This window comes from Ferrovibrio sp., from assembly GCF_002796975.1.
Taxonomy (GTDB): Bacteria; Pseudomonadota; Alphaproteobacteria; order Ferrovibrionales; family Ferrovibrionaceae; genus Ferrovibrio.
In genome coordinates, this window is record NZ_PEKV01000021.1 from 3,677 (window position 1) to 16,648 (window position 12,972).

The 12,972-nt window shown below is 64.9% G+C and carries 13 protein-coding genes (1 of these 13 running past the window's edge); 9 read left to right on the forward strand and 4 right to left on the reverse strand.

Annotated features, from left to right (window positions below; all coding sequences use genetic code 11):
* The 6 genes from CTR53_RS19785 to CTR53_RS19810 form a co-directional block, all read left to right on the forward strand.
* Positions 1–387, forward strand: the 3' portion of a protein-coding gene (locus tag CTR53_RS19785) for a HisA/HisF-related TIM barrel protein (RefSeq protein ID WP_290817674.1). It extends 87 nt beyond the left edge of the window; 387 of the gene's 474 nt are visible here — the last part of the coding sequence; its start codon lies off the left edge, out of view; the stop codon is at positions 385–387.
* An 11-nt stretch (positions 388–398) separates the two neighbouring features.
* Positions 399–746, forward strand: coding sequence for a hypothetical protein (locus CTR53_RS19790; RefSeq protein ID WP_290817677.1), 348 nt, complete (start codon positions 399–401; stop codon positions 744–746).
* 10 nt (positions 747–756) lie between these two features.
* Entirely contained in the window at positions 757–1,530 is a 774-nt protein-coding gene (gene hisF / locus CTR53_RS19795) for an imidazole glycerol phosphate synthase subunit HisF (protein ID WP_290817680.1), read from the forward strand.
* Between the two features lie 34 nt (positions 1,531–1,564).
* Positions 1,565–1,894 carry a phosphoribosyl-ATP diphosphatase gene (locus CTR53_RS19800; protein WP_290817683.1) on the forward strand — a complete coding sequence of 110 codons (330 nt, stop codon included), beginning with the start codon at positions 1,565–1,567 and terminating at the stop codon, positions 1,892–1,894.
* 30 nt (positions 1,895–1,924) lie between these two features.
* Positions 1,925–2,299, forward strand: a complete 375-nt coding sequence (locus CTR53_RS19805; protein WP_290817685.1) for a histidine triad nucleotide-binding protein — start codon at positions 1,925–1,927, stop codon at positions 2,297–2,299.
* A gap of 137 nt (positions 2,300–2,436) precedes the next feature.
* Positions 2,437–4,377, forward strand: coding sequence for a TonB-dependent receptor (locus tag CTR53_RS19810; RefSeq protein ID WP_290817688.1), 1,941 nt, complete (start codon positions 2,437–2,439; stop codon positions 4,375–4,377).
* Between the two features lie 84 nt (positions 4,378–4,461).
* Here CTR53_RS19810 and CTR53_RS19815 read toward each other — a convergent pair whose 3' ends face one another.
* The 3 genes from CTR53_RS19815 to CTR53_RS19825 all read right to left on the reverse strand — a co-directional run bounded on the left by CTR53_RS19815 (position 4,462) and on the right by CTR53_RS19825 (position 9,029).
* Complete coding sequence (locus CTR53_RS19815) at positions 4,462–6,393, reverse strand: PAS domain-containing sensor histidine kinase (protein ID WP_290817691.1); 1,932 nt, start codon at positions 6,391–6,393, stop codon at positions 4,462–4,464.
* A gap of 209 nt (positions 6,394–6,602) precedes the next feature.
* Positions 6,603–8,330 (reverse strand): adenylate/guanylate cyclase domain-containing protein, encoded by a 1,728-nt coding sequence (locus CTR53_RS19820; protein ID WP_290817694.1) that lies wholly within the window; start codon positions 8,328–8,330, stop codon positions 6,603–6,605.
* A gap of 12 nt (positions 8,331–8,342) precedes the next feature.
* Positions 8,343–9,029, reverse strand: a complete 687-nt coding sequence (locus CTR53_RS19825; RefSeq protein WP_290817697.1) for a TetR/AcrR family transcriptional regulator — start codon at positions 9,027–9,029, stop codon at positions 8,343–8,345.
* A 217-nt stretch (positions 9,030–9,246) separates the two neighbouring features.
* Here CTR53_RS19825 and CTR53_RS19830 point away from each other — a divergent pair, with 217 nt between their 5' ends.
* Positions 9,247–10,575, forward strand: coding sequence for a tetratricopeptide repeat protein (locus CTR53_RS19830; RefSeq protein WP_290817700.1), 1,329 nt, complete (start codon positions 9,247–9,249; stop codon positions 10,573–10,575).
* Here CTR53_RS19830 and CTR53_RS19835 read toward each other — a convergent pair.
* The gene (locus tag CTR53_RS19835) at positions 10,572–11,075 is read right to left on the reverse strand and encodes a MarR family transcriptional regulator (RefSeq protein ID WP_290817702.1); all 504 of its coding nucleotides are present in this window, start codon (positions 11,073–11,075) and stop codon (positions 10,572–10,574) included. The genes CTR53_RS19830 and CTR53_RS19835 overlap by 4 nt on opposite strands.
* A 168-nt stretch (positions 11,076–11,243) precedes the next feature.
* Between CTR53_RS19835 and CTR53_RS19840 the strand changes: the two genes are divergently transcribed.
* Positions 11,244–11,987: an isoprenylcysteine carboxylmethyltransferase family protein gene (locus CTR53_RS19840; protein WP_290817705.1), complete on the forward strand. Its 744-nt coding sequence runs from the start codon at positions 11,244–11,246 to the stop codon at positions 11,985–11,987.
* A gap of 12 nt (positions 11,988–11,999) precedes the next feature.
* On the forward strand, positions 12,000–12,857 hold the full coding sequence (locus CTR53_RS19845; protein WP_290817707.1) for an alpha/beta hydrolase: 858 nt from the start codon (positions 12,000–12,002) through the stop codon (positions 12,855–12,857).
* Positions 12,858–12,972: the final 115 nt, after the last annotated feature.

The following is a 12,972-nucleotide window of genomic DNA, read 5'->3' on the forward strand; positions in this document are numbered from 1 at the left end:
TCGGCAGCGAAACGCTGGCCCGGCCGCGTCGTGGTCGGCATCGATGCACGTTCGGGGCGTGTGGCGGTTGAGGGCTGGGCGGAGGCGAGCGATCTCGATGCCATCGATCTGGCGAAAAAATTCGTCGATGCCGGCGTCGCCGCCATCGTCTACACCGATATCGACCGCGACGGGTTGCTGAAGGGCGTCAATGTCGCGGCGACCGCGGCGATGGCACGTGCAGTGCCGATCCCGGTGATCGCCTCGGGCGGTCTCGCCGGCATCGAGGATCTCGTCGCGCTGAAACATGAAGCCGCCAACGGCGCCGCCATCGATGGCGCGATCCTGGGCCGTGCGCTGTATGACGGTCGTATCGACCCGGCGGCGGCTCTGAAGGAAGCAGCTTAGTCAAATGCGTAATGACGATCCTCGATAAGGCGACCGGCTGGATGGCGACCAAGGTGGCACGACTGGTTTTCGACCGGCAGCAGCTCGACTGGGCCAAGGTCGACCGCGTCGCCATCGACCGGCGCACCAGGGCGATTTCCGCCACGCTGTTGCTGGCGGGTGAGGATCATCCATTAGAGCTGCGCGGCAATTACGAGGACCGCGACGGCCGCATTGTCATCCAGTTGCTGTCGTTTTCGCGGCCGTGGATGGATGGCGCGACGCAGACCTTCGGCCTGCTCGACACCATCAACGCCGAACTGGCCGATCTGCAGGACAGTCATCCGCTGGCACGGCGCCTCGCCGCGCTGCTGCTCTAGGACGCATCCGATGTCTCTCAAGGTCCGCATCATTCCCTGCCTCGACGTCAAGGACGGCCGCGTCGTCAAAGGCGTGAATTTCGTCAACCTGCGCGATGCCGGCGATCCGGTCGAACAGGCCGCGGTCTACGACAAGGCCGGCGCTGACGAACTCACCTTCCTCGACATCACTGCCTCGTCGGAGGCACGCGACACGCTGTTCGATGTGGTGGCGCGCACCGCCGAGCGCTGCTTCATGCCGCTCACCGTCGGCGGCGGCGTGCGTACGGTGGAGGATGTGCGCAAGCTGCTGCTCGCCGGCGCCGACAAGACCTCGATCAACACTGCCGCTGTCAGCCGGCCGGAATTCGTGCGCGAAGCGGCTGAGAAATTCGGCAGCCAGTGCGTCGTGGTCGGCATCGATGCCAGGCGGGTGTCGCCAGACGGCAGTCCGGCAAAATGGGAAGTCTTCACCCATGGTGGTCGCAAGGGCACCGGGCTCGATGTGGTCGAATGGGCGAAGCGCATGGCAGACTACGGTGCCGGCGAGATCCTGCTCACTTCGATGGATCGCGACGGCACCGAAAAAGGCTTCGACCTCGATCTCACCCGCGCCGTGGCCGATGCGATCAGCATCCCGGTGGTAGCCTCGGGCGGCGTCGGCAATCTGGATCACTTTGTCGATGGCGTCGCCAAAGGCCATGCCTCGGCGGTGCTGGCAGCCTCGATTTTCCACTTCGGCCGGCATAGCATCGGCGAAGCGAAACAGCACATGGCCGCCGCCGGTATTCCGGTTCGGTTGTAAGATTGGGCGGCTGTAAGAGGGAGATGAAACGGCGATGAGCGAGAACCGCGATACGCTGGAACGGCTGTACGAGACCATCAAGTCGCGCAAGGGCGGCGATCCGGCCGTGTCGCATACTGCCAAACTCTTCGCCAAGGGCCGCGCCAAGATCGCGCAGAAGATGGGCGAGGAAGCCGTCGAGCTGGCGATTGCCGCCGTGTCGGAAACCCGGGAAGAGGTGATCTCGGAAAGCGCCGACCTGGTCTTTCACCTGCTGGTGCTCTGGGCCGAACTGGGTGTAACCGTCGAGGATGTGCGCGCTGAACTGCGCCGCCGCGAAGGCCAGTCCGGCATCGAGGAAAAGAAGGCCCGCCAGCTTACCTGATCCAGCGTTTCAATCCGGGAGAGACCAGCGATGGCTGCCGCCTACGACAGCAACAACATCTTTGCGAAGATCCTGCGCGGCGAGATCCCGTGCAAGAAGGTGCATGAGACCGCGCACAGCCTGGCCTTCCACGACATCAATCCGCTGTCGCCGGTGCATGTGCTGGTGATCCCGAAGGGGTCTTATGTAGGTTTCGACGATTTCTCGGCCAAGGCGTCGACTGACGAGATCGCCGATTATGTGAAGGCGATCGGCGACACGGCGCGCAAAGTGGGCGTCGATGCCGACGGCTACCGCCTGCTCAGCAACTGCGGCGCTCATGCCAATCAGGAAGTGCCGCATCTGCATGTCCATATCTTCGGCGGTCGCCCGCTGGGGCGGATGCTGAAGAAAGACGGCGAGTAACACTGAATCTCTAAATTTCCCGGTTTTCCGAGGCCGGCGGGCGATAACCCCGTCGGCTTTTTCATTGCAGCCAGGGCTTGTGACCTCGGAATGTTACTTTATAACGTTATAGAGTAACATTCTCTCAGGGGATTCGCATGTCATCTGTTTTCCGCCGCAGCCTGCTGCTCGGCACCGTTCTGCTGCCTGTTTCCGTTCAGGCCCAGGAAATACTGTCGCCGGTGGTCGTCACCGCACCGCTGCCGCAGACCAGCCAGGCCGATCTGGTCGAAGGCAGCAGCATTCTCAGCGGCGACGATCTCGACCGCCGCCGTGCCGCGACGCTCGGCGAAACCCTGCGGGGTCTGCCGGGCGTGTCGTCGACGTCGTTTGGTCCCGGCGCCGGAAGGCCGATCATCCGCGGTCAGGGCGGACCGCGTGTGCGCGCGATGGAAAACGGCCTCGACACCTTCGATGCCGCCACCGTCAGTCCCGATCATGCGGTGGCGGCACCGATGGGCGGCGCGCAGCGTGTCGAAGTGCTGCGCGGACCCGCGACGCTGCTCTATGGGTCGTCCGCCATCGGCGGCGTGGTCAATGTGATCGACGGCCGCATCCCGGACTCTGTGCCGAAGAACGGCGTCGGTGGTACCGCGCGCCTCGACTACGGCTCGGCGGCGCAGGAGAAAAGCGGCTTCGCCGGCATCGACGCTGCGGTGAACGACCGTTTCGTCGTACATGGCGAGGCCGGCGCGCTGACCGCCGATGACTATCGTGCTGGCGGCGGTCGCACCGTCGACAACTCGTCGATGCGCATCCAGAACGGCGCCGTCGGTGCCTCCTATCTGGGTGAAGCCGGTTATGTTGGCGCCAGCGTCAGCCACTTCAGCAGCTATTACGGTATTCCCGGCGACGAGGCCGTGCATATCGACCTGCAGCAGACCCGGCTCGACACCCGCTTCGGTCTCTACGATCCGCTGCCCGCGCTGGAGGAAGTGAAGCTGAAACTCGGCTATGCCAATTACCTGCATGACGAGATCGAGCCGACCGGCGAACCGGCGACGCGTTTTGACAACGACAGCTGGGAAGCCCGACTCGAAGCCATTCACAAACCGCTGTTCGGTGGCAACGATGGCGTCGTCGGCGTGCAAAGCACGCGGCGCGATTTTTCGGCGCGCGGCGAGGAGGCCTTCCTGCCGGCGACCGTCACCGACAGCAACGCGCTGTTTCTGCTCGAACGCTATGACACCGGCTCGTGGCTCTTTGCGCTCGGCGGGCGCATCGAGCAGGTCGAAATCGACAACCTGACCGCCACGAACGATCGCGACTATACGCCGGCCAGCGCCTCCTTCAGCGCCACCTGGCGCTTCACCCAAGGCTGGCAGGCGGGCGCGGCGCTGTCCTACACCGAACGCGCGCCGGCGGCGGAAGAGCTTTATGCCAATGGCGCACATCTGGCGACGCGCAGCTTTGAAATCGGCAATGTGGACCTCGCCAAGGAATCCGCCTGGTATTCGGAAATCTCGCTGCGCAAGGTGCAGGGCGATGTCACCGGCGGCGTGAATCTCTTTGCCACGCGCTACAGGGACTACATCTACGGCGCTTTCACCGGCAACCAGCAGGATGGGCTGGACGAACTGCAGATCGGCCAGACCGATGCCGACTTCCGCGGTGTCGAAGTCGATGCGGCCTGGACCTTCTGGCGCGGGCCGGTGAAGAACCGCCGCATGGGCCTCGATGGTGGAGTCGATTTCGTGCGCGCCGAGGATCGCAGCAACAGCAGTGCATTGCCGCTGATCCCGCCGCTCGGCTATCGCCTGGGTTTTGTCGCCGAACAGGACGATCTCGGTTTCCGTCTGGAACTCGCCGGTGTCGCGCGGCAGGACCGCACCGGCGCCAATGAGGCCGCCACCGACGGCTATCGCGTGATCAACGCAGCAGTCACCTGGCGGCCGTTTTCCGAAAACCGTAATGTCGCGCTGCTGCTGCAGGGCCGCAACCTGGCCGATGAAGAAGGTCGCCTGCACACATCGATGCTGAAGGACCAGGCGCCGATCCGCGGCCGTGAAATACGGCTCGGCGGCAGCGTCACGTTCTGACGAGCAATCCTGTTCCTTGACATCGCCGGGACAAGCCCGGGCATGACAGTTTGAGTTTAGGCGAATGCCTGAGCCGAATCAGCCCTACCGGCTTACCGCCGCTGCCACGGCGCGCACCAGGTCTTCCTGGAAAAAGGGCTTCGACAGTTTCGGCAGCGTGGATTCACGCGGCACTTCGGCATAGCCGGTGGCCAGGATGATCGGCAGGCCCGGGCGTTCGGCGCGCACGGTTTTCGCCAGCTGCAGCCCGGTCATCTGCGGCATCGCCTCGTCGGTGATCAGCAGATCGAGCGTGGCATGCTGGCGCAGGATCTCCAGCGCCTGCTGGCCCGACGTGGCTTCCAGCACGGTATGGCCCATCTCTTCCAGCATGGCGACGGTGTTCATCAGCACCAGCCGGTCGTCATCCACCGCCAGCACGGTCAGTGGCCGTGTCGACGACGGCGCGGCATCGCTGGCGGAACCTGCCTCGTCATGCGTGGCGGTCGCCGCGGCGAGCGGCAGCCAGAGTTCGGCGGTGGTGCCTTTGCCCTTCCTGCTGCTCAGTACCAGCCGGCCGCCCGACTGTTCGGCCAGGCCATGCACCATCGAGAGTCCCAACCCGGTGCCCCTGCCGATGCCCTTGGTGGTGAAGAACGGCTCGGCGGCGCGCTTCAGCGTCGCCTCGTCCATGCCCTCGCCGGTATCGGTGACCGACAGGCAGATATAGCGGCCCGGTGCCAGCGGTCCGGCCGGACCGCCGGCCGCGACGGTTTCCTCGCGCGCCGCGATCGCGATGCTGCCGCCGTTGGGCATGGCGTCGCGCGCATTCATCGTGAGGTTCAGCAGCGCCAGTTCCAGCTGGTTGGCGTCGGCCTGGACGGCGGCGAGCGTGTCCGGCATCCGCGTCTCGATCGCGATCGACGGTCCCAGCGTGCGCCGCAGCAGGTCGGTCATGCCGCGCACCAGTGCCGGCAGGTCGATGCTGCGCAGGTCGAGTTCCTGCTTGCGTGCAAAGGCCAGCAGGCGCTGGGTCAGTGCGGCGCCGCGCCTGGCGCCCTGCATGGCATTGTCCAGCAGCGGCGTCACCCTGGGATGTTCGGGCACGCGCTTTTTTAGCAGTTCGATACTGCCGATGATCGCCATGAGCAGGTTGTTGAAGTCATGCGCCACGCCGCCGGTCAGCTGGCCGATGGCATCCATCTTCTGCGACTGGAACAGCGCCTGCTGCGCCTGCTCCAGGGCCTGCTGCGTTTTCAGCTTCTCGGTCATGTCGCGCGTCACCTTGGCGAAGCCGACCAGCATGCCGGCCTCGTTGCGAATCGCATCGATCACCACATGCGCCCAGAACTGCGTGCCGTCCTTGCGCAGGCGCCAGCCTTCACGCTCGAAGCGGCCGTCCAGCGCCGCCGTCGCCAGGCCGCGTTCGGGCTCATTCTGCGCGCGGTCGTCTTCCGTGTAGAAGCGTGAGAAATGCTGGCCGATGATTTCTTCAGTGCTATAGCCCTTGATCTTCTCGGCGCCGGCATTCCAGCTCACCACCCGGCCATCGGGGTCGAGCATGTAGATCGCATAGTCGGTCACGCCCAGCACCAGGCGGCGGAACTGCTCCTCGCTGCGGCGCAGCCCTTCCTGCGCCAGCATGCGCTCGGTCAGATCGCGCGTCACCTTGGCGAAGCCGGTCAGCACACCGGAGTCGTCGTACACCGGATCGATCACCACACTTGCCCAGAAGCGCGTGCCGTCCTTGCGCAGGCGCCAGCCTTCGGCCTCGAAGCGGCCTTCGCGTTCAGCCGTCTCCAGCGCACGCTGCGGCATGCCCGCTTCGCGATCCTGCGGGCTGTAGAAGCGCGAGAAATGCTGGCCGATGATCTCGTCGGCGCGATACCCCTTGAACCGCTCCGCACCGGCATTCCAGCTCGTGACCGTGCCGTTCAGGTCGAGCATGTAGATGGCATAGTCGGTGATAGAGTTGACCAGCAGGCGATAGCGCCGGTCGTCGCTCAAGGCAGTGTTGTACGGCTGGTCCGCCGCCATGAATCCCCCGCAAACGAATGCTGCCTGTCGGCATATTGCTGAAACGCCCCACACTCCGGCGTCACGGACTGAACGGCGGCTCTGGCGGAAGGTTCCGGCCCAAAGAAGCTGAATCCGCAGGGCTGAACATGGAACGACGAGCCGGCCCCGGGCGATATTGAACCCGGTTCGGCCCCACGACTCAAGACATGGGACTCAAGGCATGCCACTCAAGGTGCGGTGGCTGTCATATCCCTGGCCGCCGGCGCAGGCAGGATACGCCGGGCCACCAGCACCTCGATGCTTTCCGATTTGCCGCGTAAAGCGACCGTTTCGCGCTGCCATTCCATGTCGGCCGGCGCCGATGAACCGGCGCGTTCGGCCACTTCAGCAGAAATCACCAGTTCGGCAGCGAAATCCTTGGTTGCACTCTCCAGCCGGCTGGCGGTGTTGACCGCATCGCCCACCGCGGTCAGGTGCATGGCGCTGCCATGGCCCATTTCGCCGACGATGGCCGGCCCGCAGTGAATGCCGATGCCGATACGCAGTTTCTGGTCCAGATCCATCTTCAGCGCGTCGTTCAGCTGCGCCAGCGCCTCGGCCATGCGGCGCGCGGCATCAAGGGCGCGGCGGCAGCCTTCGTCGGGGCCTTCATCGATGCCGAACAGCGCCATCACGCCGTCGCCGATGAACTTGTCGAGCTTGCCGCCGGCACTGTCGACCGCCTCGCCCATCGCCTTGAAATACTGGTTCAGCACAAACACCACGTCGTAGGGCAGCTTGCCTTCCGACAGTTTGGTGAAGCCGCGCAGATCGGCGAACAGGATCGCGATGCGCCGCTCGGAACCCTGCGCATACGAGTTGGCGCCATAGACCATGCGCGTTTGCACGCCGGCCGGCAGCAGCGGCAGCACGGCGAGATCGCCATAGGGCCGCACCTGACAGGCGAGCCGCACGCCGGGCGGCGCCTTGATACGGTCCAGCACCTTCTGCTCGGCGGCATCGGGCGGCGGCAGGTCGGCTGTTCCTGCACCGCTCAGGCGCACGCGACAGGTGGAGCAGCGGCCCTGGCCGCCGCAGACCGAGGCATGCGGATAACCGATCGCGCGGCTCGCTTCCAGCACGGTGAGATTACCGGCGAGACCACGGAACTTGCGGCCGTCGGGATAGCTGACAGTGACGATGCCGCGCCGCCGCCGCAGCAGGGCCGCCAGCATGCGGCCGAGCAGGGCGGCGGCGAGCAGTCCGATCATGCCCTGATAGGCGTAGTCGACATTGCGCATGCCGAAATCGTTCGCGACAGGCCCCGGCCAGTTGAGACTGCTGCGGAAAGCCTCCAGCCATTCCGGCTGCTGCATCGCCAGCAGCACGGCGCGGCCGGCCGAGAGATAGCCCATGGTCGCCAGCATCGGCAGCAGCAGCGCGAGCCCGAACAGGAAGGGCCAGATGCGTTCGGACAGGTTTTTCAGGCGCAGCCAGTAATAGATGCCGATGCAGCCATGGCCCCAGGCGATCAGGATCAGGATATTCTGGCGCAGGCCGATCAGCGGCTCCTGCACGAACTGCACGATCAGCACATAGGCGTAAGAGTCGTTGACGCCCATCGCCTCATGCAGGCCGCGCGTGCCGATCACATGATCGACCACCAGTGGCGGCACGCAGAGGCCGAGCGCCAGCTGTGCCCAGCCCTGCCAGGGAATACCGCGGTAATGGCCGCGCCGCAGCCAGTTGAACAGCGCCAGCAGCGGATGCGTGATGGCGGCGGCATAGAGCAGCAGCGTGCCGGGCCAGCTGCGCCAGACGAACTTGAACAGGCCCGAACCGGCATCCATCGCCTGCAGCGACACGATGCCCAGCGTATGATTGATCAGATGCGTGGCGAGGAAGGTGAACAGGATCAGTCCGGAAGCCAGCTTGGTCCGGCTGTAGATTTCCTCGTAACGCGCGCGCGCCGCCATGATGGCGCCAGACTATTGGGCCGGTACGGCAACGTCCAGCTTGTCGCGCTTCGCCTCTGTGGCACTGTCGCCTGAAGGCGAGGGAAGCTGCGGCGAGAACAGCAGTTCGAGATAGTTGCGGTAATGCCGCCACTGCGCCGCCAGGGGGCTCGCATCGCGCTGCACCTTCGACAGGATGAAGGCGCCCTCGGCCAGCGCCAGGCTCATCTCGGCCAGCGTCCGCAGCTCCACCGGCAGGCGCGGCGGATAGAGGCGCAGTACTGCTTCCAGCTTCGCGCCGATACGCGCGGTCCAGTGACTGAATACCTCGCGCACCACCTGCATGGTCGCATCGTCGAACAGCTGCGATTCATAGATGAAGGAGGCGTAGAGGCAGCCGGGATAAGGCGCGGTCAGCTTCGCGGTCTCTTCCTCATACAGCCCGATGCAGATCAGCAACTGCTGCAGCGGATCGCGGCTCAATGCTTCTGCCCGATCCAGGACATTTTGAAGATGCGCGGCATCGGCCTCGGCGTCGCGCTGCACCAGCGCCAGCGCCAGCTCGGCCTTGCTTTTGAAGTGATAGAAAAAGGCGCCCTTGGTGATGCCGGCGCGGCCGATCACCGCATCCACCGAGGCGGCCGAATAGCCGGTCTCCAGGATCAGGCCTTGGGCCGCATCCATGATGGCTTTCCGGGTGATGGTGCCGTCGCGGGGCAAATGCATCTCCAAAGGGGATGGGTGGATTATTATACGGGATGGTCGGTTTCACAAGGCTGTGAGCCAGGCCCAGCATAACCCCAAGATATTATAGCTTATTCAAATGGTAAGGCCAAAATTCGACAGGTTGTCGGGTTGCCGTAACGTATACCTTGACGGGAATGCCCGCTTTTATCTATACCGACCAGTCTGTAAGTTTCATGTTGGAGACCATGTCATGCTGCACGATCAGGCCGGTTACGCCCTCAGCGGCGCCACGGACGAGGCCCTGGCGCTGTTCGAAACCGCGCTGGGCCAGTTCCACACCTATACGGGCAACCCGCTCGAGACCGCCGAGGCCGCCATCGCGGCGGCGCCTGAATTTGCCATGACGCATCTGCTGCGCGCGCATCTCTATCTTTCCGGCATGGAAGCGCCCGGCATCGCGCCGGCTTTGCAGAGCATTGCGACCGCGCGCGAACTGGCCAGCACGGACCGCGAAACGCTGCATACCGTAGCAGCCGAGGCCTGGGCCGGCGGCCGCTTCGAGGCGGCGTCGGAACGCTTCGACGACATCCTGCTCGCCGCGCCACGCGACAGTCTTGCGCTACAGATGGGCCATCTGCTCGATTTCTATCGCGGCGATGCGCGCAACCTGCGCGACCGCGTCCTGCGCGTGCTGCCATCGTGGAGCACGGCGCTGCCGTATTATCACTCGGTGCTGGGCATGCACGCCTTCGGCCTGGAGGAAACCGGCGACTATGCGGCGGCTGAATCAGCAGGCCGCCGCGCCTGCGATCTCAACCCGCGCGATGCCTGGGCGCATCATGCCGTGCTGCATGTGATGGAAATGCAGGGTCGCGTGGAAGACGGCATCCGCTGGGCCACCACGCGCGAACCGCACTGGGCGGTCGACAACATGATGGCGGTGCATAACTGGTGGCATCTGATGCTCTACCATCTGGAGCGTGACGATCATGTGCAGGTGCTGCGCCTGTACGACGACAAGGTGCGCGGCGGCGGCTCCACCGTGGTCCTCGACCTGATCGATGCCTCGGCCATGCTGTGGCGCCTGCATCTGCGCGGCGTCGAGATCGGCGGCGCGCGCTGGACCGAACTGGCCCAGGCCTGGTCGGCGACGGCCGATGACGGCGTCTATGCCTTCAACGATGTGCATGGGCTGATCGCCTATCTCGGCGCCGGCCGCGCCGATCTCGCTGCGCGCCAGATGGACGCGCTGCATCGTTCGGCCGAACGCGGCAATTTCAGCAATGCGGCGATGACCGAGCAGGTCGGCCTGCCGGTCGCCAAGGCGCTGACCGCCTTCATGGACGGCCAGTACCAGGACTGCATCGCGCGGCTGCGCGGCATGCGCACGATCGCCAATCGCTTTGGCGGCAGCCATGCCCAGCGCGATCTGCTCGATCTCACGCTGCTCGAAGCGGCGCGCCGCGCCGACGACTGCAACCTGCTGCGCGCGCTCACTGCCGAACGCCTGCATGCGCGGCCGAAAAGCCCGCTGGCGCTGCGCTACCTCGCGGTGTCGAAGGAGCGTGTTGCGGCTTAAACGGTGAAGGCGGGCCGCACCTGTTCGGCCAGTGCGCGCATCACGGCTTTCCACTGCCGTTCGGCCTCTGGCCCAGCGGCGGCAAAAGCCCTGGCGAAGGCTTCGTATTGCAGGTCGGTCAGCCTGCTTTCCAGCGCCGCGCCCTTCGGCGTCAGCGTCAGCAGCGTCAGCCGGCGGTTGGTTGGCGCCGGCTTCTGCATCAGATGGCCCTGCGCGATCAGGTCGCGCATCGGCCGGTGCAGCGCCTGGCGCGACACTTCCAGCAGATCGATCAGGTTGGCGATGGCGATGCCGGGCCGGCGTGCCACCACATAGAGGATGCGGTGATGCGGCCGGCCGAAGTCCAGTTTGTCGAGCACCTTCTTCGGTCCGGCCACGCCGGCGCGGTAACCCAGGTAAAACAGCGAAATCGTCTCGTCCACGGATCCGCGCAGCGACTCAGACATGTCCCGGCGTGGCGCCGGCGCACGCGAAGCGGTGGATGTCTTGGCGGCTGTCATGGCGGAGATCCCGAACCGGAGCGAAGGCTGGCTGCAGCATACACCAAGGATTTCATAGGGCTAGCGGCCAGAACCGGTCCGCGGTGGCATAAATATCAATCATATTGATATTATCAATCATATTGATATATTCCTGCGGTTCCGCCGCCCTTGCATGAGGAGTCCGTCATGGCCGGTTTACTGTTCGCTTCTTTCGCCTACCTCTGTTTCAACCTTGTCTCCGGCGCGCTGGCGCTGTTCCTCACCGGCCTGCCGCAGATCGCCGGAGCCCCGCTGCCGATCACGGTCGATGCCTCGATCTGGCCGCCGCTTTCGCCCTGGCTGGCCGGTGCTATCGATCTCGGCCTGATCTTGCTGTTCGGCCTGCAGCACAGCGTGATGGCGCGGCCGGGCTTCAAACGCTGGCTCACCAGCTTTGTGCCGCCGCATCTGGAGCGCGCGGTCTACATGTTTGCGAGCAGCCCGGCATTGCTGATGGTGCTGCTGTTCTGGCAGCCGCTGCCCGGCATGATCTGGCGCAGCGACGACGGTTTCGTCACCCTGCTGCTCTGGGCGCTGTATGGCGCTGGCTGGCTGCTGCTGGTGGCCGCGACCTACATGATCGACCATTTCGAACTCTTCGGCCTGTCGCAGGTCTGGCGTCACTGGCGTGGCACACCTGCGCCGGCCGGGGGCTTCCGCATGGCTTATGCCTACCGTTATGTGCGGCATCCGATCTACACCGGCTGGCTCATCACCTTCTGGGCCACGCCGCAAATGAGCGCCAGCCACCTGCTGTTCGCCATCGGCATGTCCGCCTACATCGTCGTCGGCATCCTCTGCGAGGAACGCGATCTGATCGCGACCTTCGGCGACCGCTACCGCGACTATCGCGCCCGCGTGCCGGCGCTGATTCCCGGTTTCAAGAGCTGAAGGAGGCGCATCATGCCTGTGCTGCAAACATCTGCCGGCCGGCTGTCGTATTTCGACAACGAGAAAAGAGATGCACCCACCTTGCTGCTGCTGCATTCCAGTGGCGCGACGCACCGGCAATGGCGTCAGCTGATCGCACAGTTGGATGGGGGCTGGCGCATTCTCGCGCCGGACCTGTTCGGCTATGGCGACACGCCGATGCCCGAGCGTGTGTCGTCGCGCCGTTCCATCGTGCAGGACGAACTGAATCTGCTCGGTGCGCTGCTGCATCAGGTCGACGGCCCGGTGCATGTGATCGGCCATTCCTATGGCGGCGCTGTCGCGCTCGAACTGGCATTGCAGCATCCCGGCCGCATCGCCTCGCTGGCGGCCTACGAGCCGGTGATGTTCGCGCTGCTGCGCGACAGCAAACAGCAGGCGGCCTGGAGCGAGATCGCCCAGGTAGCGCAGCGCCAGGTCGAACTGGTTGAGGCGGGTGACCTGCGCGGCGCGGCGTCCCATTTCATCAGTTACTGGACCGCGCCGGGCGCATTCGAGGCAATGCCCGAGGCGATGCAGGCCACGGTCGCCACCGGTATGCCCAAGGTGGCGGCTGAATTCGGCGAAGTGCTGCGCCGGCGCGACGCGCCGCCGGATTTCAGCGCGCTGACCATGCCGGTGCTGCTGCTCTGCGGCAGCGACACGACTTGTGCGGTGCGCGGCGTCATCGCCGAACTGCGTCGCCTGCTTCCCGCCCCGCGTTTCGTGCAGGTGGCAGGCGCCCGCCATATGGCCCCGCTGCAGCAGCCCGATCTGGTCAATCCGCTGCTGGTCGATTTCCTCGCAACCGCCACCCAGGTGGCGCGGCACAGCCTGCGTCGGGCCGGCTGATCCGAAGAATCAGCCGTATACGGCCTATCCAGTGACTGGAGAGGGAACCGGGGTTGTAATCGGTCGTTTGTCTTCCTAAGTAATTTCTCGGAAAACCGAGAAAATACGAGATTCC